20 protein-coding genes are annotated in these 22,265 nt (G+C 63.0%); 10 read left to right on the top strand and 10 right to left on the bottom strand.

What is annotated here, in order from left to right; translation table 11 throughout:
• Genes NKH43_RS00235 through NKH43_RS00225 form a run of 3 tightly spaced genes read left to right on the top strand, consistent with a single transcriptional unit; the run spans position 1 to position 2,609 of the window.
• Positions 1–597, top strand: coding sequence for a dimethylamine monooxygenase subunit DmmA family protein (locus tag NKH43_RS00235; RefSeq protein WP_352856009.1), 597 nt, complete (start codon positions 1–3; stop codon positions 595–597).
• Positions 594–1,559: a PDR/VanB family oxidoreductase gene (locus NKH43_RS00230; RefSeq protein ID WP_352856007.1), complete on the top strand. Its 966-nt coding sequence runs from the start codon at positions 594–596 to the stop codon at positions 1,557–1,559. The genes NKH43_RS00235 and NKH43_RS00230 overlap by 4 nt, the downstream gene beginning before the upstream one ends.
• A gap of 9 nt (positions 1,560–1,568) precedes the next feature.
• On the top strand, positions 1,569–2,609 hold the full coding sequence (locus NKH43_RS00225; protein ID WP_352845901.1) for a heme-dependent oxidative N-demethylase family protein: 1,041 nt from the start codon (positions 1,569–1,571) through the stop codon (positions 2,607–2,609).
• 168 nt (positions 2,610–2,777) lie between these two features.
• On the opposite strand, the gene NKH43_RS00220 is transcribed toward NKH43_RS00225, so the two are convergent.
• Positions 2,778–3,497: a helix-turn-helix domain-containing protein gene (locus tag NKH43_RS00220; protein WP_352856004.1), complete on the bottom strand. Its 720-nt coding sequence runs from the start codon at positions 3,495–3,497 to the stop codon at positions 2,778–2,780.
• A gap of 261 nt (positions 3,498–3,758) precedes the next feature.
• Here NKH43_RS00220 and NKH43_RS00215 point away from each other — a divergent pair, with 261 nt between their 5' ends.
• A complete protein-coding gene (locus tag NKH43_RS00215) occupies positions 3,759–5,117 on the top strand; it encodes a trimethylamine monooxygenase (protein ID WP_352856002.1) in 1,359 nt (452 codons plus the stop codon).
• Positions 5,118–5,144: 27 nt separating this feature from the next.
• On the opposite strand, the gene NKH43_RS00210 is transcribed toward NKH43_RS00215, so the two are convergent.
• Entirely contained in the window at positions 5,145–6,482 is a 1,338-nt protein-coding gene (locus NKH43_RS00210) for an aminotransferase-like domain-containing protein (protein ID WP_352484112.1), read from the bottom strand.
• A 108-nt stretch (positions 6,483–6,590) separates the two neighbouring features.
• Here NKH43_RS00210 and NKH43_RS00205 point away from each other — a divergent pair, with 108 nt between their 5' ends.
• Genes NKH43_RS00205 through NKH43_RS00185 form a run of 5 tightly spaced genes read left to right on the top strand, consistent with a single transcriptional unit; the run spans position 6,591 to position 11,396 of the window.
• Positions 6,591–7,580 (top strand): substrate-binding domain-containing protein, encoded by a 990-nt coding sequence (locus tag NKH43_RS00205; protein WP_352855999.1) that lies wholly within the window; start codon positions 6,591–6,593, stop codon positions 7,578–7,580.
• Between the two features lie 33 nt (positions 7,581–7,613).
• Complete coding sequence (locus NKH43_RS00200) at positions 7,614–8,483, top strand: ABC transporter substrate-binding protein (RefSeq protein ID WP_352593459.1); 870 nt, start codon at positions 7,614–7,616, stop codon at positions 8,481–8,483.
• An 8-nt stretch (positions 8,484–8,491) separates the two neighbouring features.
• Entirely contained in the window at positions 8,492–9,412 is a 921-nt protein-coding gene (locus NKH43_RS00195; RefSeq protein ID WP_352639048.1) for an amino acid ABC transporter permease, read from the top strand.
• Positions 9,399–10,172 carry an amino acid ABC transporter ATP-binding protein gene (locus NKH43_RS00190; protein ID WP_352855995.1) on the top strand — a complete coding sequence of 258 codons (774 nt, stop codon included), beginning with the start codon at positions 9,399–9,401 and terminating at the stop codon, positions 10,170–10,172. The genes NKH43_RS00195 and NKH43_RS00190 overlap by 14 nt, the downstream gene beginning before the upstream one ends.
• A 42-nt stretch (positions 10,173–10,214) precedes the next feature.
• Complete coding sequence (locus tag NKH43_RS00185) at positions 10,215–11,396, top strand: M20 aminoacylase family protein (RefSeq protein ID WP_352855993.1); 1,182 nt, start codon at positions 10,215–10,217, stop codon at positions 11,394–11,396.
• 71 nt (positions 11,397–11,467) lie between these two features.
• Here NKH43_RS00185 and NKH43_RS00180 read toward each other — a convergent pair whose 3' ends face one another.
• From NKH43_RS00180 to NKH43_RS00160, 5 genes are all read right to left on the bottom strand, one after another.
• Positions 11,468–13,084 (bottom strand): hypothetical protein, encoded by a 1,617-nt coding sequence (locus NKH43_RS00180; protein ID WP_352855991.1) that lies wholly within the window; start codon positions 13,082–13,084, stop codon positions 11,468–11,470.
• Positions 13,085–13,244: 160 nt separating this feature from the next.
• Positions 13,245–15,227: an ABC transporter permease gene (locus NKH43_RS00175; RefSeq protein ID WP_352855988.1), complete on the bottom strand. Its 1,983-nt coding sequence runs from the start codon at positions 15,225–15,227 to the stop codon at positions 13,245–13,247.
• Positions 15,224–16,300 carry a quaternary amine ABC transporter ATP-binding protein gene (locus tag NKH43_RS00170; protein WP_352493990.1) on the bottom strand — a complete coding sequence of 359 codons (1,077 nt, stop codon included), beginning with the start codon at positions 16,298–16,300 and terminating at the stop codon, positions 15,224–15,226. Before NKH43_RS00170 ends, NKH43_RS00175 begins: the two co-directional genes overlap by 4 nt.
• Positions 16,301–16,373: 73 nt before the next feature.
• Positions 16,374–17,348 (bottom strand): ABC transporter substrate-binding protein, encoded by a 975-nt coding sequence (locus NKH43_RS00165; RefSeq protein ID WP_352493991.1) that lies wholly within the window; start codon positions 17,346–17,348, stop codon positions 16,374–16,376.
• A complete protein-coding gene (locus NKH43_RS00160) occupies positions 17,330–17,659 on the bottom strand; it encodes a hypothetical protein (RefSeq protein WP_352484102.1) in 330 nt (109 codons plus the stop codon). Before NKH43_RS00160 ends, NKH43_RS00165 begins: the two co-directional genes overlap by 19 nt.
• Positions 17,660–17,909: 250 nt before the next feature.
• Between NKH43_RS00160 and NKH43_RS00155 the strand changes: the two genes are divergently transcribed.
• Positions 17,910–18,986, top strand: coding sequence for a D-alanine--D-alanine ligase family protein (locus NKH43_RS00155; RefSeq protein WP_352855984.1), 1,077 nt, complete (start codon positions 17,910–17,912; stop codon positions 18,984–18,986).
• Positions 18,987–19,042: 56 nt separating this feature from the next.
• Here the strand turns inward: NKH43_RS00155 and NKH43_RS00150 are convergent, their stop codons facing one another.
• From NKH43_RS00150 to NKH43_RS00140, 3 genes are all read right to left on the bottom strand, one after another.
• Positions 19,043–19,828: an SDR family oxidoreductase gene (locus NKH43_RS00150; protein WP_352484100.1), complete on the bottom strand. Its 786-nt coding sequence runs from the start codon at positions 19,826–19,828 to the stop codon at positions 19,043–19,045.
• Between the two features lie 8 nt (positions 19,829–19,836).
• The gene (locus tag NKH43_RS00145; protein WP_352855981.1) at positions 19,837–20,601 is read right to left on the bottom strand and encodes an SDR family oxidoreductase; all 765 of its coding nucleotides are present in this window, start codon (positions 20,599–20,601) and stop codon (positions 19,837–19,839) included.
• 126 nt (positions 20,602–20,727) lie between these two features.
• Positions 20,728–22,236 carry a sugar ABC transporter ATP-binding protein gene (locus tag NKH43_RS00140; protein WP_352855979.1) on the bottom strand — a complete coding sequence of 503 codons (1,509 nt, stop codon included), beginning with the start codon at positions 22,234–22,236 and terminating at the stop codon, positions 20,728–20,730.
• Positions 22,237–22,265 lie beyond the last annotated feature (29 nt).

The raw sequence follows: 22,265 nt of genomic DNA, 5'->3' as shown, positions 1-22,265 counted from the left end.
ATGGCAGCGAAAAGCATCATCAGCCGGCCGGTCTATGGAACCCTGTCTCCGCAGCCCGGCAAGTATCATCTTTTCGTAGCGGATGCAGAGGGAGCGCTGGCGATTGCCGATCTGGCCGCCAAGGCACCGGCGGACTTCTTCGGCGGCGCCCACATCATCTTCATTCCCGGCCGCGACGGCAAATACGTCGATACGCTCGAAGCGCTGAAGCCGGCGCAGTTCTACCTCGGTCATTCCTTCGCCAGCGCCCTGCCGCGGCTGAAGCAGACGCTAGCCAACGCGCATATGGGCCTCAGGCTCTATCTCGCCGGCACCGAAGGGCTGATCGGCCAGGCCATGCAGGCGGCGCTCGAAGCCGGCATCGACCACATCTCGATCCAGACCGAGCATCGCGGCTCGCTGGCGCGCCGCATGCAGTGCGTCCACTGCAAGGGCATCACCGAGAACGTGACGACGCAGCCGGCGACCTGTTCGCATTGCGGCCTGCTTCTTCTGGTGCGCGATCACTATTCGCGGCGGCTCGCCGCCTTTCAGGGCGTCTGCATCAACGCCGAGGACCGCAGCGAAATTCCTCCGATCGAGGAGGTCTTTCGATGAGCACCGGCACCACCAAGCTCGACGTCGTCGTCAGCGATGTCGTCCCGGTCAACGAGCTGGTCACGCGCTTTCATTTCCGCAGGCGCGACGGCCAGCTCTTGCCGACCTTTTCCGGCGGCGCCCATGTCGTCGTCGAGATGCGCGATGGCGAGCGGACCAGGCTCAATCCCTATTCGTTGATGGGCTCGCCGCTCGACACCCGCGAATACACCATCTCGGTGCGCCGCGACGACGCCGGCCGCGGCGGCTCGCTGTTCATGCACCGGCAGGTCAGGCCGGGCACGGAGATGGTGGTCAGCTACCCCGTCAACCTGTTCTCGCTCGATCTGCGCGCCAGGAAGCATCTGATGCTGGCCGGTGGCATCGGCATCACCCCGTTCATGGCGCAGACCGCGCAGCTGGCGGCGGAGGGCGGCAATTTCGAGTTGCACTACACCTGCCGCACCGCTTCGCTCGGCACCTATGCCGATCTGCTGAGAGAGCGCTACGACCGCCGGATCAGGCTATATCACGACGATCGCGACGAGCGCATCGAGCTCGACCGGCTGCTGTCGTCGCAGCCGCTCGGCACCCATCTCTATGTCTGTGGCCCGTCCGGCATGATCGGCTGGGTGCGTGACCGCGCCGCCGCCCTCGGCTGGCCTGCCGAGACCGTGCATTTCGAGCATTTCGCGGCACCGCAACCCGGCGCGCCCTTCGACGTGACGCTGGCGCTCAGCGGCAAGACCATCCGTGTCGACGAGCAGCAGAGCCTGCTCGAGGCGATCGAGGCGGCCGGCGTCGATCCGCCCTATCTCTGCCGCGGCGGCGTCTGCGGCCAGTGCGAGACCAACGTCATTTCGCATGACGGCAAATTCATCCACAACGACCACTGGCTGAGCGAGGAAGACCACCGTTCGGGCTGCAAGATCATGCCCTGCGTGTCGCGCTTCGAGGGCAGGTCGCTGGTGCTGCAAAGATAGGAGGCGAGCTTGGGCATTACCTTTCGCAAGGAAACCTTTCGCGACGACTTCACCTTCCGGAACAGCCCGGAGCACATCAGGCGGTTTCCATTCCCGTTCCATGAAGACAGCTACATGTATGCGGTCAATATCGAGCCGCATGTCGTCGGGCCGAAGGGCAGCGTGCTGGAGAATTTGATCGACGTCGACGAGCACTATGTCGCCGAAATGCAGGACCGTGCTTTGGTGCTCGCCGAAGACCCGCTGCGCTGCCAGTCGCTGCCGCACATGACGCTGGCCGGCTGGGACCTGCTCGAACTGCTGATGGAGCAGCAGGCTTCCGGCTATCCCGAGCATTTCACGCTGACGCGCGACGGCGACCGCTGGCGCTGGATCAACCGCCCGCTCGGCATCGACGACAGCTTCACCTTCGGCGACGTCTCGACGCTGCCCTATGGGCCAATGGAGTACATCACGCGTCAGAGCCAGGGCGATTTCTGCATCCTCGACCAGCGCGACGGCAATCTGTGGATGGATGCCGGCATGGTCACCACCCAGGCCGACTGGTCGCTCGATTTCGACATCGGCATGAACTTCTTCGAATGGCACGCGCCGGTGCCGCTGGCGCATGAGAAGGGCATCTTCGTCCGGGCGCTGAAGTTCCTCACCAACATCCAGCAGGGCAAGCCGGCACGCCGGCTGAACTGGACGATGACCATCAATCCGCGCCTCGACACCAGCCCGGAAAACTACCACAAATGGGGCCCGGACCGCGCCACGGTGACGCCGGAAAATGTCGGCGACAAGGTCCATCTGCGCGTCGAGCTGCAGAGCTTCTGGCGACTGCCGCGCTCGAACGCGATCGTCTTTCCGATCCGCTGCTACCTGATCAAGATGGACGAGCTGGTGACGCAGCCGAAATGGGCACGGCGCCTGCACCGCGTCATCCGCGACCTGCCCGACGAGCTCGCCAACTACAAGGGCCTGACGCGCTACCGCGCGACGCTGGTCGAATGGCTGTCGAAGTTGGATGACGGCAGTGCGATGTCGCCGGGGTTTGGGCCGGATTAAGCAAGTCCCCTCATCCGGCCGCTTCGCGGCCACCTTCTCCCCGCTGGGGAGAAGAGGCTAGCGCCGGCGCTGCCAATCTCCTCTCCCCTCGGGGAGAGGTCGGATTGCCCCGAATTGTCCTTCACAATTCGGTTGGCAATCCGGGTGAGGGGGTCGCTTGCCTCCCGCTCACCCCGCGCTCTGCGGGTAGCAAATGATCGACAAATAGCGCATCGGCAGAACGGTCAGCACTTCCGGCCCGTGCGGCGCATCGGCGTCGAAGAACAGGCTGTCGCCGGGCTTCATAGGGTAGAGATTGCTCCCGTGCCGGTAAACGACTTCGCCTTCCAGCATGTAGAGGAATTCCATCCCTTCGTGCTGGAAGGTCGGAAACACGTCGGAATCCTCGGTCAGTGTGATCAGATAGGGTTCGACGACGACGCCGCTGGTGTTGGAACCGATATGGCCGAGCAGATTGTACTGGTGGCCGGCGCGCGTGCCGCGGCGCTCGACGTCGAGCCCTTCGCCGGCCTTGACGAAGACGGCACTGCGCTCCTCCTCGAAGCGGCGGAAAAAGGCGGTGACGGGAACGCCGAGCGCCCGTGACAGCGCCTGCAACGTGGTTAGCGACGGCGAAGTGATGCCGTTCTCGATCTTCGACAGCATGCCGAGCGAAATGTCGGTGGCAACCGCCAGATCGGCGACGGTGATGCCGAGCTTCTTGCGGAATGCCCGCACCTCGCGGCCAATCGCGACTTCCAGCACTTTTTCGCGGGTATCGCGAATGGCGTGCGGGTTCTGGGTGAGCGGCGCGCGTATCTTGCGCGGATCGATTGCGCCGGCCGACGGCTTGGCTTTGCCGGCGGTGGCGCCGGCATCATGCTTCAGACTGGTCGCTTTTTTCGCCATTTCGCCACCCCGGACCTTGCCGATTCATTTCACTCACGGTGAACATATTCGGTGCCGATACAGAAGCGCAACTGCTACGGCAAGCCGCCCGTGTCGAATTGCGCAATGTCTGGATTTCGCCCGAGGTACTGCGTCGCTTGGAAAATCCAGATCGGCGAAACGAGGGTTTCGCGACAAGGCCAGTTGACAGCATCGAAGGGGCAATTACTGTCCTGTCAGTGAAATTTGTTTCGCTAGGGAAATGAGATCGGGAGGCCCGGAATGAAAGATCGTGTTGCCGTCATCGGAGCCGGGCCGTCCGGCATGGCCCAGCTCAGGGCCTTCAAGTCGGCCGCCGACAAGGGCGCCGACATCCCCGAGATCGTCTGCTTCGAAAAGCAGTCCGACTGGGGCGGCCTGTGGAACTATACCTGGCGCACCGGCCTCGACGAGCATGGCGATCCCGTGCATGGCTCGATGTACCGTTACCTCTGGTCGAACGGCCCGAAGGAATGCCTCGAATTTGCCGACTACACGTTCGAGGAGCATTTCGGCCGGCCGATTGGCTCCTATCCACCGCGTGCCGTGCTGTGGGACTACATCAAGGGCCGCGTCGAAAAATCCGGCGTGCGCCAATGGGTGCGCTTCAACAGCCCGGTGCGCATGGTCACCTTTTCCGACGCGACGAAGAAGTTCACCGTCACCGCGCATGACCGCACCAACGACGTCACCTATTCGGAAGAATTCGACAATGTCGTCGTCGCCTCGGGGCATTTCTCCGTGCCCAACGTTCCCTATTTCGAGGGCTTCTCGACCTTCAACGGCCGTATCCTGCACAGCCACGATTTCCGCGACGCCATGGAATTCAAGGGCAAGGACATTTTGATCATCGGCCGCTCCTATTCGGCCGAGGACATCGGCTCGCAATGCTACAAATACGGCGCCAAATCGATCACCTCGAGCTACCGCTCGAAGCCGATGGGATTCAAATGGCCGGAGAACTGGAAGGAAGTGCCGCTACTGCAGAAGGTCGTCGGCAAGACCGCGCATTTCAAGGACGGCAGCACCAAAGACGTCGACGCCATCATCCTGTGCACCGGCTATCTCCACTCCTTCCCATTCCTCACCGAGGATTTGAAGCTCAAGACCGCCAACCGCATGTGGCCGGACGGGCTCTACGAGGGCGTCGTCTGGGAGAAAAACCCGAAGCTGTCCTATATCGGCATGCAGGACCAGTTCTACACCTTCAACATGTTCGACGCCCAGGCCTGGTTCGCCCGCGACGTCATCATGGGCCGCATCAAGCTGCCGTCGGCCGAAGCGATGGCCGAGCACGGCAGCAAATGGCGGGCACGTGAGAAGGCACTGGAAGACGCCGAGCAGATGATCTGGTTCCAGGGCGACTACACCAGGGAGCTGATGGAGCAGACCGACTATCCCGGCTTCGACGTCGAGGCCGTCAATCAGACCTTCATGGAGTGGGAGCACCACAAGGCGGAAGACATTATGGGCTTCCGCGACCACGCCTACCGCTCGCTGATGACCGGCACGATGGCGCCGCTGCACCATAAGCCCTGGCTGCAGGCGATGGACGATTCGATGGAGAGCTATCTCGAAGTGAAGGGCGTGGCGGCGGAGTAGGCAAGTCCGAACGACGATTGCCTTGCCTCACACAACGTCCCGCGCCGGGTCGGCTGCCAGCGCCAGGGAATTTGCGACGTGTTCGAGGTGCTCCTCGTCCAGGATGCTGGTCGCGACGCGGACGGCGTTCGTTTTTCCGGTCGAAAACTTCGCGCCGGCATGGACCGCGATGCCGTGCGCGGCCAGCGTGACCATCGCATAAGGTTCCGAAGCAACCGGAATGAGGACGCTGAGACCATATCCGGCGTCGATCGCGACATCGCGTTTCGCCAGTTCGCCGGCGAGCCGTTCGCGGCGGCGGCGATACACCTCCTTCGCCTGCTCGACCAAGACAGCCGTGGCCGGGTCTTGCAGCAGCCAGGCGGTGGCCGCCTGCAGGATACGGCTGGTCCATCCCGAGCTGAAGCTGCGATAGGACTGGATCTGTTCGACGATCGTCGCCGATCCGGACAGCACGGCGAGCCGCAGGTCCGGGCCATGGGTCTTGGAATAGGACAGGATGTGGACGACGCGATCGGGAAAACGCCGGCCAAGCGAAATGCGCGGCGCATCGGCAATATCGCCAACGCCGTCATCTTCGACAATCAGCACGTCGGTGCCGGCGAGCAGGTCGCCGATGACTTCCAGCCGCGCCGACGACATGCAGGCGCCGGTCACCGAATGGACGCGCGGCTGGAACAGGAACGCGACCGGCCGCTGCCGCAGAGCGTTGGCGAGCGCGTCGGGCAAGGGGCCGTCACTGTCGCAGTCCACCGGGATGATCGGCACGTCGAGATCTTCGAGGATGTCGAGCAGGCGAAGCGCCGTCGGATTCTCGATGGCCACCGGCGCCCCCGTCGGGACCAGCGCATGCAGCAAGGTATAGATGGCGTTGTAACCGCCATTGGTGGCCAGGAACGCGCCGGGATCGTACGGCCATGACGGGCGCACCGCGGCCTCCAGCTCGGGCAGGATGCGCACCCGGTCGTAGCTGTTGAGCTTTTCGGCGCGCGCGCCATGCGCCAGCGCGATGTCGAGCGGCGGCAAGAGCTTCACATCGGGCTCCGCGATCGCCAGGTTCAGAATGTCCGCACCGTAATTGCCGCCGCTCATGTGGCGCTCGGGCCGGGCGGCAAAGCGGTTGCCCATGATCCAGGTGCCGTTGCGCCCGCGGCCGCCGATGATCTTGTAGCGCCGCAGCTCGCTCCACGCCTGCGAGACCGTCGCCGGGCTGACGCCGAGCACATAGGCAAGATCGCGCACCGGCGGAAGCTTTGCGCCGACAGGCAGCGCGCCGCTTCTGATCAGCGCACTGGTCTCGCGCGCGATGCCGCGCGTCGTGCGGTCACCGAGGCGTTCAGCGAACCATCCTGCATCGAAATCCATCGAATCAACGACTGTCAGTGTGAATGTTCAGTAACATAATAACATTTGATCGGCCAAAAATAAACATTTACCAATCGCCGGTCAAACATAGCTTTGAAGTTCATGCCGATGCCCGCCTCCACCACGCCCGTCTCCATCACCATAGCCACCCGCGATTGGGACTACCTCACTCCCTTGGTCCTGGGTGACGTCACTTCGAGCCGCCTGTCGGTGAAGGTCGACCGTGTCGCCACGCTGATCCCGGATCTCGGCACCGATCCGAACTACGATGCGGCGGAGGTCTCATTCAGCCGTTATGTGTCGGCCATGGCGTCGGGCGTCGATACGGTGGTTGGAATACCGTGCTTCATCATGCGCGGCTTCCGCCACCGCTGCATCATCACGGTCGAGGACAGTCCGCTGGAACGGCTCTCCGACCTTGCGGGCAAACGCATCGGCGTGACCGGCTGGCGCGATTCCGGCAATACGTGGACGCGGGCAGCACTTCGCCGCGAAGGCGTCGGTGTCGAGGACGCCTACTGGTTTGCCGGCAGGCTGACATCCGAGCACCCGGTCGCCGACCGCCTCGACGGATTCGGCAGGCCGGGTCGCATCGAAGCAGCGCCAGGCGAGCGCCCGATGATGGAGCTGCTGGCGCAAGGCGAGCTCGACGCCGTTTTCACACCCTTCATGCCGGACGGCTTTTTCGGCCCGGCTTCCGGCTTCCGGCAAGTGCTGCGCGATTTTCGCGCGGCCGAACGCGCCTATTTCGCCGACGTCGGTTATGTCCCGGGCATGCATCTGGTCGCCGTCAAGGCCGTCCTGGCCAGGGAGCACCCCTGGCTGCCGCAGGAACTCGCCAGGCTGATCGACGAAAGCCAGCGCGTCTGGACGGGCAAGCGCCGAAAATATGCCGATACCTCGCCCTGGATCCTCGAGGAGCTGCTTCATGCGGGGCGCGACCTGCCTGCCTCCTGGAACGCCAGCGGCCTGCCCGCCAACCGGCGCATGATCGAGGATTTCGTCACCGAGCTACATGCCCAGGGCATTCTGACGGAACCGATTTCCGCCGAAGCCTTGTTTCCTTTCGACGCCAGGTCGCGGGCCACCGCAGCCTGACAACGCGCAACGAAGAACACGAAGGAGAATGCCATGAGGACAATCAGCTTCATATTCGCCTCGCTCGTCGCCATTCTGGCGCAGGCCAGCTTCGCCCAGGATATCCAGAAGCAATCGGTGAACGAAGATTTGCGGGCCCGGCTGCCGGAAGAGATCCGCACGGCGGGAAAGATCACGGCCGTCAACAACGGCTCGTTCCCGCCCTATGAGATCGTCACCGGCACCGAACTGACCGGGGCAACCAGGGACATTTCCGACGCCATCGGCCAGCTGCTCGGTGTCGAAGTCGATCACGCCTCGGTCGCCGGCTTGCCGGCCTTGCTGAGCGGCATCAATGCCGGCCGTTATCAGTTCGCGATGGGACCTGTCGGCGACTATCCCGACCGCCAGAAATCCAACGACTTCATCGATTGGGTGCGCGAATATGTCGTCTTCGCCGTCGAGAAGGGCAATCCGCAAGGCATCACCTCGCTCGACACGGCGTGCGGCAAGCGCATCGCCGTGATGTCGGGTGGCTCAGCCGAAAAGGTCATCAAGCAGCAGGCGCAGAAATGCACCGAGGGCGGCAAGCCGGCCGTCGAGGTGCAATCCTTCACCGACCAGCCGAGCTCGATACTGGCCGTCCGGTCGAAGCGCTCCGACGCATTCTTCTCCTCGCAGGCGCCACTGACCTATTTCGTCGAGCAGGCGAAGGGCCAACTGGAACTTTCAGGTGTCGGCCAGGCCAATGGCTTCAAGGACATCTATCAAGGCGCCGTCGTCAAGAAGGGCTCGCCGCTGGGCGGTGTACTACTCGACGCGTTCAAGATCCTGATGAAGAACGGCACCTACGCCGCGGTGATGAAGAAGTGGGGTCTCGAGAAGAACATGATCGACGCGCCCGGCATCAACCAGGGACAGTAGAGGCTGCCATGACCGACGCGACCGCTGCCTACGCGTCCGAGGTGCCGCGACGTCCCGACGACGCTCTGCGCGATGTCAAGCGAGCCCACCGGCCGTTTCCGCTTGTCCGGCTGGTGCTCTGGGCGTTCACCGTCGCCGTGGCGGCCGGCTTCGCCTATATCGTCGCGGTCAACCCGAATTTCGGTTGGCCAGTCGTCGCCCAGTATTTCTTCGATCCGACGGTCATGCAGGGGCTTTCCGTAACGCTCGGCCTGACGGTCGTGGCGATGATCCTGGGTATCGTGCTCGGCCTGCTGCTCGCCATCGCGCGCATGTCGAAAGACAGGCTGGCATCTTTTCTATCCGGACTGTTCATCTGGTTCTTCCGGGGAACGCCGCTGCTGGTGCAGCTCATCCTGTGGTACAATCTTTCGACGCTGTTTCCGCGCATTTCCATCGGTTTTGCGAGCTGGAACACCAACGACCTGATCACGCCTTTGACGGCCGCTATCCTCGGTCTGGCGCTGAATGAGGCCGCCTATATGGCAGAGATCATTCGTGGTGGGCTGCTGTCGGTGGACAAGGGGCAGGCCGAAACGGCTGAAGCCTTCGGCATGACCCGCGCGCGGGCCCTGCGGCGCATCATCATCCCGCAGGCGATGCGCTCGATCGTGCCGCCGACCGGCAATCAGCTGATCAGCATGATCAAGGCGACGTCGCTGGTCAGCGTCATCGCCATGGCCGACCTGCTGTACTCCGTGCAGTCGATCTACAACCGCACCTTCGAAATCATTCCGCTGCTGATGGTTGCGGTGCTCTGGTACCTGCTGATCACCTCGGTTCTCAATGTCGCGCAGGGCGCGATCGAACGCCATTACAGCCGCGGCGACCGCGGCGCCCGCGAGAAGACGGCGACCGCCACCCTGGAGGCCGCCAATGAGCGCGCATGACACGCCCTTGGTCCGGGCGCGCAACGTTCACAAGGCCTTCGGCCCGCTCGAGGTGCTGAAGGGCATCGACCTGGACGTCGCGCCTGGCGAGGTGGTGGTCGTTCTCGGACCGTCCGGCTCCGGAAAGTCGACCTTCCTGCGATGCATCAATCATCTCGAGGCGATCGACCAAGGGGCGATCGAGGTGGACGGCGAGCAGATCGGCTACCGGTTGCACGACGGCCGTCTCGACAAGCTCTCCGATCGGGCGATCGCGGCGCAGCGGCGCAAGATCGGCATGGTGTTCCAGCAGTTCAATCTCTATCCACACATGACGACCCTTCAGAACGTCATCGAGGCTCCGGTCGGCGTTCACCGGGAGAACCGCAAGGAAGCGATCGGCTACGCCCGCGAACTGCTGACCCGTGTCGGTCTCGCCGACAAGATCGACGCCTATCCGCGCCAGCTTTCAGGCGGCCAGCAGCAGCGCGTCGCCATCGCCCGTGCGCTCGCCATCCGCCCGAAATTGATGCTCTTCGACGAGCCGACGTCGGCGCTCGATCCGGAGTTGGTCGGCGAGGTGCTCGCCACCATGCGCGATCTTGCCAGGCAGGGCTTGACCATGATCGTGGTCACGCATGAGATCGACTTCGCCCGCGAAGCGGCGGATCGGGTGGTGTTCATGGACGACGGCAATGTGATCGAGGCCGGGCCTCCGGACGAGGTTCTCGCCAAACCCAGGCACCCGCGCACGCGGGCCTTTTTAAGCCGTTTCATCTGACAGAAAAGCCGGCGCCATTACGTGCTCGGCAAAGGACCCCTCATGCCAAAGACCTCCAACCAGTTCGCCGATGTTTCCGACTTCGCCGACAAGGCCGCCGAGCTTGCTGCGGCTCGCCAGCACCTGCACGCGCATCCCGAGCTTTCCTTCCAGGAGCACGAAACGGCTGCATACGTTGCCGAACGGCTCGAAAGCTGGGGCTATGAGGTGACACGCAATGTCGGCGGGCTCGGGGTCGTCGGCCGCTTGCGCCAAGGCAGCGGCCGCAGCATTGCCATCCGCGCCGACATGGACGCCTTGCCGATCACCGAAGCGACCAATCTCCCTTATGCCAGCCAAGCCAGCGGCAAGATGCACGCCTGCGGCCATGACGGCCACACCACGATGCTGCTCGGCGCGGCCGAATACCTGGCGCGCACGCGCCATTTCAACGGCACGGTGAACCTCATCTTCCAGCCGGCCGAGGAAGCCGGCAAAGGAAGCGGGGCGCAGGCGATGATCGCCGACGGCCTGTTCGAGCGCTTTCCCTGCGATGCGATTTTCGGGCTGCACAACCATCCGGGCGCGCCGGCGGGTTCCTTCCTGATGCGCGCGGGGCCGCTGATGGCAGCGAGCGATACCGTCACCATCAAGATCGCCGGGCGTGGCGGCCACGCCTCGCGTCCGCACCTGACGGTCGACCCGATCGTCGCTGCCGCCAACATCATCATGACCCTCCAGACGGTGGTGTCGCGCAACGTCAACCCGATCGAGACGGCTGTCGTCACCGTCGGCACCATTCACGGCGGCACGGCCTCCAACGTCATCCCCGAACAGGCCGAGATCACGCTCAGCGTCCGCTCCTTCTCGGTCGAGATTCGCGATAGGCTCGAGCAGCGTATTCGCAGTATCGCAGCACTTGTGGCGCAGGCGCATGGCGCAACCGTCGAGATCGACTACGAGCGCGGCTACCCGGTGGTGGTCAATTCCGAGAGCGAGACGTCCTTTGCGACGGACGTCGCTGTTGAACTCGTTGGTCACGACAAGGTGGCCGTCTGCCCGTTGATCCCCGGCAGCGAAGACTTTTCCTATTTCCTCGAGCACAAACCCGGTTGCTTCCTCCGCCTCGGCAACGGCGAGGATTCAGCCATCCTTCACAGCTCGAAATATGGTTTCAACGACGGCAATTTGACCGTTGGCGCAGCGCTCTGGGCTCGATTGACCGAGAGATTCCTGGCCGCTTGATCCATACTTGCGGCTGGGATCGCCGATCGGCCGGTCGAGCAGAATTGGGGCGACCGGCCGCGCGACCATCTTCAACGAACTCTCACCGCATTCCAGCTACTTCGAACAGGTAAGGTTTCACTTTCAGACGAACAAAAGTCACTCGTTGTCAGCGGGCTCGCAAAGTTTGCGAGAGTAACTTGATCGACTCCCGCGGTAATAATGGTGTCGGTTCCACTTTGCGCAATTGTGAGATCATCGAACGATTGCACGCCCTCCACGCCACTAAACACGATAGTGTCGCCTTGGGTCTGGCTGAAGTCGTAGATGGTGTTTTGGGTTCCGACCGTCATTGAACCATCGTCCTTGAATATGAATTGGTCTGCGCCGCCCTGAGCCAACTCGCTCAGTTGTCCATCCCCCCACATGTCATTGATGACCGTGCAGCCAGGTGCCGCGCTCCCTGCGTACAGGACATCGTTGCCGCCCTGAGCCGAACCGGACATTTGCAGAGCGTCGCCGCACAGGAAGTTGCGAACTTGGCCGCTTTCGCTGTTCTGGCCCCCGGTAAGAATGTCATTGCCGCCCTGGGCGGAGCCGGACATAGCGCGCGCGTCGCCGGACAACTCGTTTAGAACGTCAGGAAAGGCGCTCTTGTCCCCGCCGGTCAGGGTGTCATTGCCGCCCACAGCGTTGCCGAGCATCGTCACGGCGTCGCCATACCCCACATTATGGGCGGTGCCTTGCAGCACGGCCACGTCATCGCCCCCAAGCGCATGGTCGAACATACTGCCGCCCGCGTCACCGTAGAACGTTACCCGGGACCCACCCACGCTCGTGAAGGTGTCGTTGCCGCCCGTGGCAAAACCGGAAAGATCGCCGCCCGCATCGCCATAGAGAGTTTTGCTCCCGAGATCCCCAAACGTGTCTGTGTAATAGTCGTCGCCGCCCAGAGCATGGCCAGACATGTTGCCGCCGGCGTCGCCGAAGAAAGTGTTGGTGGAAAAGGAGCGGCCCGTAAAGGTATCGTTGCCACCCCTACTGTCGTCCGACATGTCGCCGCCGGCATCGCCATAGAAAGTGTTGAATGAATCGCTCTTGCCCGTGAAGCTATCGTCGCCGCCCCGCGCATTGCCGGACATGTTGCTGCCGGCGTCACCGTAGAAAATGTTATTGGCTTCTTTCGAGCCCTCGAAGGTGTCGTTGCCGCCCTTGCTGCGATCGGACATCTCGCCGCCTGCATCACCGTAGAAGGTGTGGTCGGCTCCTTGTTTGGTTTGGGTCAGGAAAGTGTCGTCACCCCCATGAGCATGGCCGAGCATGTTGCCGCCGGCGTCACCATAGAAGGTATCGACTACCTGCCTTGCCAATCCACTGTTGAAGGTATCGTTGCCGCCCTTGCTGTGGTCCGACATATCGTCGCCCGCGTCACCATAGGCAGTCGTCGTGGTGGACGAAAGCCCCGTGGTGAAGGTGTCGTCACCGCCCCGAGCAAAATTGAACAAGCTCCGAGCCGCGTCACCGTAGAAGGTGTAGGTCGACGGTGCGGTTTCCGTAAAGGTATCGTTGCCGCCTCTCGAGAAATCGAGCAGGCTGCCGCCGGCGTCGCCGGTCAAGATATTCGTGTTTGGATCGCCTGTGAGGGCGTCATCGATACCCCACTGATGATCTGCTAGATCACCGGTAGTAAAGGGAACGCGTTTAGACATTATCCGCTCTCCTGTTGAGCCTACCCGTCCCATCACAGCCGTACGATGTGAGCCAAGAGCGAGCAATAATCCCGAAGGGCTATGTCGTTAGGCGTAGGGATCGGTAACTCGTCACCGGGGCGCCATTAGCGGCAGCTTCCTGTGGCCGTCCTATTCCCGGCTATCCCAGCCTCGCTCTCGCCTTGGCCGTCCATGCATTGAACAGCCGGTCGGCGACGATGCCGATGAAGGCGATGGCCAGGCCGGCGACGATGCCGCGGCCAGAATCGGCCTTGGACAGGGCGATGAACACTTCCTGGCCGAGATCGCGGGTGCCGACCATGGCGCAGATGATGATCATTGCCAGCGCCATCAGGATAGTCTGGTTGACGCCGAGCATGATCTCCGGCAACGCCAGCGGCAGCTGCACGCGAAAGAAGGTCTGGCGCTTGGTGCAGCCGGAAACCTTCGCCGCCTCGATCAGCGCCGGCGGCACCTGCCGGATCCCGTGATTGGTGTAGCGGATGGCCGGCACCACGGCGAAGGCGACGGTGGCGATCATCGCGGTGACGTCGCCGACTCTGAACAGCATCACCACCGGAATGATGAAGCAGAACGACGGCAGCACCTGCAGCGTGTCGATGACCGGCGTCACGATCTTTTCGAAGCGGTCGCTGCGCGATGCCATCAGCCCGATAGGGATGCCGATCAGGCAAGCGATAAAGGCCGAGATGCCGCACAGGTAGACCGTCGCCATGGTCTTTTCCCAAAGGCCGGTGACGGCGCAGAACGCTGTCAATGCCGCGACCAGGGCGGCGAGGCGCAAGCCGCCGAGCTGGTATCCGGCAAGGCCGAGGAGACAAACCGCGCCCAGCCACGGAAAGCCCTCGCAGAAGGCGCGCACCGGGTTCAGCACATTGAGGATCAGCGCCACGCGGAACGCCTCGATCGTGTCGAAGAAGTTGATCGTGATCCAGTTCACCGCCGCCTTCCACAAAGGTGCGGTGGTGAAGGTGATCGCCTTCGGCACCGCGGCGAAGGCCGGCACGAACAGGCTGAGCAGCGTGGTGACGGCGAGGATGGCGACGGCCAGCGTCAGGTTGGGATAGCGCCGCCAGAAGCTGGTGCCGGGCTGATGGCGGACATTGCCCTTGGCGTGATTGTGCGCGATCGCCTGGCTCAGCCGGTCGAGCGCAATTGCCAGTGCGACGATGGCGAGGTCTGCCTCCATCGCCTCGCCGACCTTGAGCGCGCGCAGCGCCAAAAGCACATCATAGCCGAGGCCGCCGGCGCCGATCATCGAGGCGATGATCACCATATTGAGCGCCAGCATGATAACCTGGTTGACGCCGACCATCAGCGTCGGCCGCGCCGACGGCAACAGCACCCGCCACAGCTTCTGCCGTGCCGTGCAGCCGGCCATCTCGCTGAAATCGTCGATCTCCGACGGCACCCGCGACAGGCCCAGCATCGTCGCCCGCACCATTGGCGGTGTCGCGAAGATTGCCGTCGCGATCATTGCCGAGACCGGGCTGTTGCCGAACAAAAGCAGCATCGGGATGAGATAGGCGAAGGTTGGGATCGTCTGCATCAGATCGAGGGCAGGGGAGATCAATAGCCTTTCTGCCCAAGGCTTGCGCCATGCCCAGATGCCGGCGAACAGCCCGGTGACAATGCAAAACGGCACAGCGATCGAGATCAGGCCCAGCGTCAGCATGGCGCTGGTCCACTGCCCGAACAGCGCGATGTAGAGAAAACACCCGCCGACCAGCGCACCCAGCTTCCAGCCGCCGGCGGCGCGGCCGGCAAGGTAGGCGGCAGCGCAGACGCCGAGCCAGGACAGGCGCGGCAAGACGATCATATCCGCGCCATGGCCGATCTTGAAATTTTTGGCGAGAAGATTGAGCGCGAAATCGAGCGGCACGCCGAGCACGGCGGTGATCGAGCGCGTCAGCCAGGAGAAATTCGACTTCACCCAGTTCATCAGCGCGCTGACCCAGTCGGCGACGGGAATGACGGCATTGGCTGGGTAATTGACCGTCCAGGGCAGGCTTTCCTGCAGCAGGAAGACAACAAGCACGGCGGCGAGCGCGCAGGCCCAGATCACCAGCCAGGTCTGACCCTGCCGCGGCCTCGCTGCGCTCGCGCTTGCCGTGACCGTCATGCGCCGGCTCCGGGACGTTCGATGCCAGCGAGAAGATCGATCACCGCCTGCGGCGTTACCTCGCCGATCGGCTTGCCGGTGCCGTTGACCACCGCGAAGGGCTTGCCGGCAGAGACGATATCTGCCGAGAAACTGGCGATCTTGGCATCCGGCGCGACCGTGCCGCCATGTTCAGCGGCGTCGCAGGCGCGCATCAGGCTCTTGGCCGAGATCACCTTGGCGCGGTCGACGTCGCGGGTGAATTCGGCGACATAATCCGTCGCCGGGTTGACCACCAGCTCTTCCGGCGTGCCGATCTGGATGACCTCGCCGTCCTTCATGATGGCGATCCGGTCGGCCAGCCGGATGGCCTCGTCGAAATCATGGGTGATGAAGACGATGGTCTTGTGCAGCATGGTCTGCAGCCGCATCAGCTCGTCCTGCATCTCACGGCGGATCAGCGGATCGAGCGCCGAGAATGGCTCGTCGAGGAACCAGATTTCCGGCTTGGTGGCGAGGCTGCGGGCGATGCCGACACGCTGCTGCTGGCCGCCGGAAAGCTCGCGTGGATAGAAATGCTCGCGGCCGCGCAGGCCGACCAACTCGATGACCTCGCGAGCCCGCTTTTCGCGCGTCGGCCGGTCCTGCCCCTGGATGCCCAAGGGAAAGGCGATGTTCTCCAGTACGTTGAGATGCGGCAGCAGGGCAAAATTCTGGAACACCATGCCCATGCGGTGGCGTCGCAGCTCGATCAGCGCGGCATCGGAAATCTTGAGCAGGTCCTTGCCTTCAAACTCGACCTTGCCGTGGGTCGGCTCGATCAGCCGCGACATGCAGCGCACCAGCGTCGACTTGCCGGATCCCGAAAGTCCCATGATGATGAAGATCTCGCCTTGCCGGATTTCGAGATCGACGGCGCGCACCGCGCCAACCAGTCCGGCAGCGGCGATGTCCGCCAGGCTGGCCTTGCCGTCGCGCCGGCGGATGAAATTGGCCGCGTCCGCCCCGAACAGCTTCCAGACATTGCGGCAGGCAAGCTTTATCGGGCGGGCATCGTTGCCCGCTTTCGCCGCGCGTTCAATCGTATCGGTCATGCAATCGTCCTTCTGGAATAGGGATCGAGACCCGGCCACGAATGGCCGAGCCGTCGGATTTCCAGTCAGACGGTCACTCGGCCCAAGCTTTCCAGTCGCCTTCGTGGGCGGCGATCCAGGCGGCGGCGACGTCTTCCGGCGTCTTGCCTTCGAGATCGATCTCGCCGCTCATCTTGTTGAGCTCGTCGGTATCGACCGTGTAGTTTTTCGCGACCTTGTAGGCGACCGGCCATTTGTCCTTCATGCCGGCCCAGGAATATTTCCAGATCTCGCCATGCGGCTTGCCACAGTCGTATTTCGCATCGGGGTTCACGCCCCATTTCGGGTCGGTGTAGCACTCTACAGTATGGTCGGGGAATTCGATCCATTCGCCCTTGTATTTGGCCGGTGCCCAATGCGGCGAATAGATCCACAGCATGATCGGCGCCTTGCGCTGATAGGCCGAGTCCAGTTCGGCGAACATCGCTGCATCGGTGCCAGCATGGATGACGGTGAAGGGCAGTTTCAGCGCCTCGACGCGCTCGTCGTCAAAACCTTCCCATGTCACAGGGCCGCCGAGATAGCGCCCCTTCGGTGTTGTTTCCGCCGTCGAAAAGGCCTCGGCGCATTTCGGGTCCTTCAATGCCTCCCAGTTCGGCAGGCCCGGGCATTTCTCTTTCATATATTCGGGAAACCACCATTCCTCCTTGGCCTTGGGCCCGAGCTTGCCGAGGCGTTCGGTCTGGCCGGTTGCATCCGAGGCCTTCATCGCTTCGCCGGCCGTCGTGTCCCAGAACTCCATGCCGACATCGATGTCGCCATTGGTCAGGCCGGTGGTCAGGCTGGAGAGATAGTCGGCGGTCGGGTACTCGACGGTATAGCCGAGCTTTTCGAGGATGCCGCCGAGGATCTTGGCGTTCAGATTGACGCTGGTCCAGTCGAACAGCGCGATCTTGATCGGGTCGTTGGATTCCGGCGCCGCTGCTTGTGCCGGTAGTGTCAGCGCGCTTGCTGCGGCAAGCGCCAAGGCTCCCATTGATAGTTTCGAAATCATGCTCCGAAGTAACATGCTTGTTCTCCTGTCAAGCTCTGGTGGAAGTTATCGTTAGTTCCCTTCTTGCGTCTTTTTTGATTGTGTTGGAAAAGCTGGTCGTTGCGCAAGGCCGTCGGCGCCACAATGCTGCCGAAGCGGATGCCGGCGCAAAACGGGGTGGTGCCCAAATTGGTGAAGATGTGGCGCGGGACCGGCCGCGTCATGACTGCCGATGGTTTGCTGCGGAAGCAGTCATCCGCGGATCGATCGCCGGTCTTCAGGTGCAAACCATCAAAGTCCCATGATCTCGGCTGTTGGCTCGGCAACTCGCCCAGAGCCGCTTTCATGGGATGAAATTATATATACCAACGTTCACGTCGCGCAACGAATAACGCCTGCGCCAATTTCACGGCCGTCTTTTTACATGGACCCGTAGATCGGCTCGAAAAAAAGCCAAGGTTGCCAGTCATCGGGTACCAGCCGCGACGACAGGACATCGACACAATGCAGCAGACCAAAGCGCCTTACTTCAGCGCCAACCGCGGTATTGCCGTCGGCTTCTGACCCTTTCAACACCAGATCATCTCCGAGGCTTTCATGACCTCTTCCTTAAACAGACTGCGCATTGCCGTGCTCTTTGGCGGACGTTCCGCCGAACATGACGTTTCGGTGCTTTCCGCAACCAATGTCATGCGTGCGCTGCTGCCTGCCAAATACGATGCCCTCCCAATCTTCGTCACGCGCGAGGGACGGTGGCGGCTGAGCAGCTTTCAGGATGGTAAGCTCGCGAAACCTGCAGGCGGCACGGAAGTTTGCCTGCTTCCGGGTGGGCGCGGACGGATGATGGCGATCCCGGCCGACGGCACGCCCTATGATCTGCCAACGATCGACATCCTGTTTCCCGTCCTGCACGGCCCCCATGGCGAAGACGGCTCGGTACAGGGGGTGGCCGAGGTGGCTCTGGTGCCGCTTGCCGGCTGCGGCATCCTGGGTTCAGCAACCGCGCTGGACAAGGATGTCACCAAGCGGCTCCTGAAAGCGGCGGGTCTGCCAATCGCGCGCTCAGTGACGGTCCATGAAGGTGCGGCGCCCGCCCTCGCCACACTCGAAGGCGAACTCGGCCTGCCGTTCTTCATCAAACCGGCGCGTCAGGGATCGTCTGTCGGGGTCAGAAAGGTCAATGCCAGCCAGGAATTCGATGGGGCGCTTGCTGAAGCCTTCCAGCACGATTGCAAGCTGTTGGCCGAGGAATTCGTTCATGGGCGCGAGATCGAATGTAGCGTGTTGGAGGACCCGGCAGGCGACCTGTTCGTCTCGCGGCCAGGCGAGATCGTGCCGGCGGAAAGCCACGGTTTCTATAGCTACGATGCCAAATACATCGACGAGAACGGCGCGGCGCTAAAAGTGCCGGCCGAACTGCCGCCCGAGGTCGAGGCAAGCATGCGGGATGTGGCTGCAAGGGCTTTCAGAGCCGTCGGCTGTGACGGGATGGCGCGCATCGACTTTTTCCTGACACCGGACATGCAGTTCTTGGTCAATGAAATCAACACCATCCCCGGCTTCACCGATATCAGCATGTACTCCAAGGCAATGGCGGCAAGCGGCGTCAGCTATTCCGAAATCATCGACCGGCTCGTGGAACATGGATTGGCGCGGGCCGGCCGAGCAGCCTGAATGCAGCGAAGCGGCTTTCAGATCCCGGCGGATGGAACGTTGGCCTGTGTCGTATCTTACGACATGATCAGGCCGCCATCGACATTGATGGTCTGCCCGGTGATATAGGCCGCATCGTCGCTGGCGAGAAAGCTGACCAGGCCGGAGACGTCCTCGCCGCTGCCGGCGCGGCCCATCGGGATGTTCTCCACCCATTCGGCCATCAGCTCGCCGGGCTTGTAGTCGCCCATCAACTTGCCCCATGCGGCATCGTTATAGGCCCACATATCGGTGTCGATGATGCCGGGGCAGATCGCGTTGACGGTGATCTTCTCCTTCGCCACTTCCTTGGCGAGGCTCTGGGTGATGCCGACGACGCCGAATTTCGAGGCCGCATAATGCGGCGTGTAGATAAAGCCCTGCCGCGCCTGGCCGGATGCGGTGTTGATCAGCCGGCCGCCATCGCCATGCTTGCGGATGCGCGCGATCGCCTCCTGGCAGCACAGGAACACGCCCTTGGTGTTGACCGCCATCACCTTGTCCCATTCTGCCTCGGTCATCGCCTCGATCCTGGCGATGGTGATGACACCGGCATTCTGCACTGAGATGTCGACGCGGCCGAATTGTTGCTCGGCCAGGTCGTAAAGCGCGACGACCTCTTCCTTTTTGGTCACGTCCATGCGCATCCACGCAACCTTGGCGCCCGCAGTCTTCAGATCGGCGGCAACCTCTTCAACGCGCGCGTCGATGGCGCTGACGACGACCGCAGCACCTTCCACGGCGAAGCGCCTGGCCATTGCCGCGCCAATGCCGCCGCTCGCGCCGGTGATGACCGCCGTTTTTCCCTGGAATCGCTTCTGCATTTTTTCTCCTACCAGCAGACGAAGCCGCCATCGACGATCAGGTCGATGCCGGTGACGAAACTCGCGGCGCGGCTGGCCAGGAACACGGTCGGGCCGACCATCTCTTCCGGCGCCGCCATGCGGCCCATCGGCGTGTCGCGCTCGAAGATCCTGACCTGGTCGGCGACCTCCGGTCGCTTGTTCATCGGGGTCAGCGTATAGCCGGGGCTGACGACGTTGACGCGTAGACCGCGATCGGCCCATTCCATGGCGAGGCTCTTCGACATGTGGATGACCGCGGCCTTCGACGAGTTGTAATGCGCCTGGGTCAGGCCGCGGTTGACAATCGAGCCCGACATCGAGGCGATGTTGATGATCGAGCCCTTGCGCCGCGTCAGCATGGCACGGGCCTCGGCCTGGCAGGACAGGAACACGCCGCTGACATTGACGTCATGGAGCTTCTGCCACTTTTCCAGCGACAGCGTCTCTGCCGGCTCAGCTCCGGCGACGCCGGCATTGTTGACTGCGATGGTCAACGCGCCGAGTTCCTGCTCCGTACGCTCGATCGCGGCCGCGAGATCGGCCTCTGAAGTCACCGTGCCGGTCAGCACCAGTGCCTTGCGGCCGCGTGCTGTGATCTGGTGTGCGGTCTCCTCCAGCCCGCCTTTGGAGGCGTGGCCGAAGCAGGCTATGTCGGCGCCGGCCTCGGCCAGGCCGATGGCGATTGCTTGCCCGATGCCGCTGCCGGCGCCTGTCACAAGTGCCACGTCACCATGAAGATCGAATAGTTTCATCGTCGGTCCCTCTCCTCCAACCGCCGTCCTCCGGAAATAAAGGGGCGCCAACTCTGTTGCTGGCGCCCCGCGCGGTCTGGTGCCCGGGAGGATACCACCTGCTGCGCTTTGTTTCGATGGGCTGTCCTAGCTTGTGGCGAGTTCCATGACGGCGACATTGCTCGCATCACTGCGGTCGAGAATGCCGCGCTGACGGCCGCGGCTCAGCACGAGCACGCGATGCGACAGGCCGAGCACTTCCTCGAGGTCGGAACTCACCACCACCACCGCCATGCCGGAACGGGCAAGGTCGGCGATGACATCGTAGATCGCGGCGCGGGCACCAACGTCGATGCCGCGCGTCGGCTCGTCCAGGATAAACACCTTGGGCGGGCGCGACACCCATTTGGCAATGATCACCTTCTGCTGGTTGCCGCCTGAAAGCTTGCTGACCGCCTGGTTCGGCCGGCCTTTGACGCCGAGCCGGCGAATACCGGCCTCGGCGAATTTCTGCACCGCCTTCGGGAACACCCAGCCATTCGGCGCGACATGGTCGAAATTGCCGATCGCCAGATTCTCGCCGATCGTCTGGTCGAGCACCACGCCTTGCGCCTTGCGGTCTTCCGGCACGAGCACGACGCCGGCCTTGATCGCCGCCGCCGGCCCATTGAGATGCACCGGCTTGCCGGCGACGCGCACCGAGCCGGATGAGATCGGGTCGGCGCCGGCGATCGCCCTCACCAGCTCCGTGCGGCCGGCGCCGATCAGCCCGGCAATGCCGAGGATTTCGCCGGCCCGCACCGAAAAGCTGACATTTTGAAAACTGCGTTCCGGCGAGGACAGGTTCTCGACCTCGAGCAGCGTGTCGTTGCGGGGCGCCGACAAAGTCGGGAACATCCGCTCGACGCTGCGGCCGACCATCTGCTCGACAACGGTGCGCACCGGAATGTCGGCGCGCTCGTGCCGCGCGACGATGCGCCCGTCGCGCATCACCACCACACGGTCGGCGATTTGGGCGATTTCGTCCAGCCGGTGGCTGATATAGATGAAGGACATGCCTTCCGCCTTGAGCTTGCGGATTTGCTGGAACAGGAGCTCCGTTTCCTCGCCGCCAAGGGCGGCCGTCGGTTCATCGAAGATCAGCAGCTCGGCATTGAGCGTCAGCGCCTTGGCAATCTCGACCTGCTGCTGAGCGGCGATACGCAGCGTGCGCACCTTGCGCTCGGGCGAGACATCGAGGCCGAGGCGCTTCAACTGGGCTGATGCCCGTGCATTCATTGCCGCGCGGTCGATGCGGCCGCCGCGCATCGGCAGGCGCCCGACATAGACGTTTTCGGCGACCGACAGATCCGGCAGCAGCTTCAGCTCCTGGTGGATCATGCCGATGCCGGCGTCGATCGCCGCGGCAGGATTGGCGGGGGAATAAGCGTTCCCCCGCCAGGTGATGGTGCCGGCATCGGGCTTGGTCGACCCGGCGATGATGTTCGAGACGGTGGACTTGCCGGCGCCGTTTTCGCCAAGCAGCGCCACGACCTCGCCCGGCCGCACCTCGAAGCTCGCATCGGCCATGACCTGCACCGGTCCGTAGCTTTTGCAGAGGCCGCTGACGACGAGACCCAGATTGGGGCTGTGCGTGTGGCGAGGTTCGGTGGACATTGTTGCGCTCGTCGACTGCCGGACTGGTC

This window comes from Mesorhizobium sp. M1163, assembly GCF_040318415.1.
In the GTDB taxonomy this organism is placed as follows: Bacteria; Pseudomonadota; Alphaproteobacteria; order Rhizobiales; family Rhizobiaceae; genus Mesorhizobium.
The sequence above is the reverse complement of the archived record's forward strand: the minus strand, read 5'-3'. Positions and strand labels throughout refer to the sequence as shown.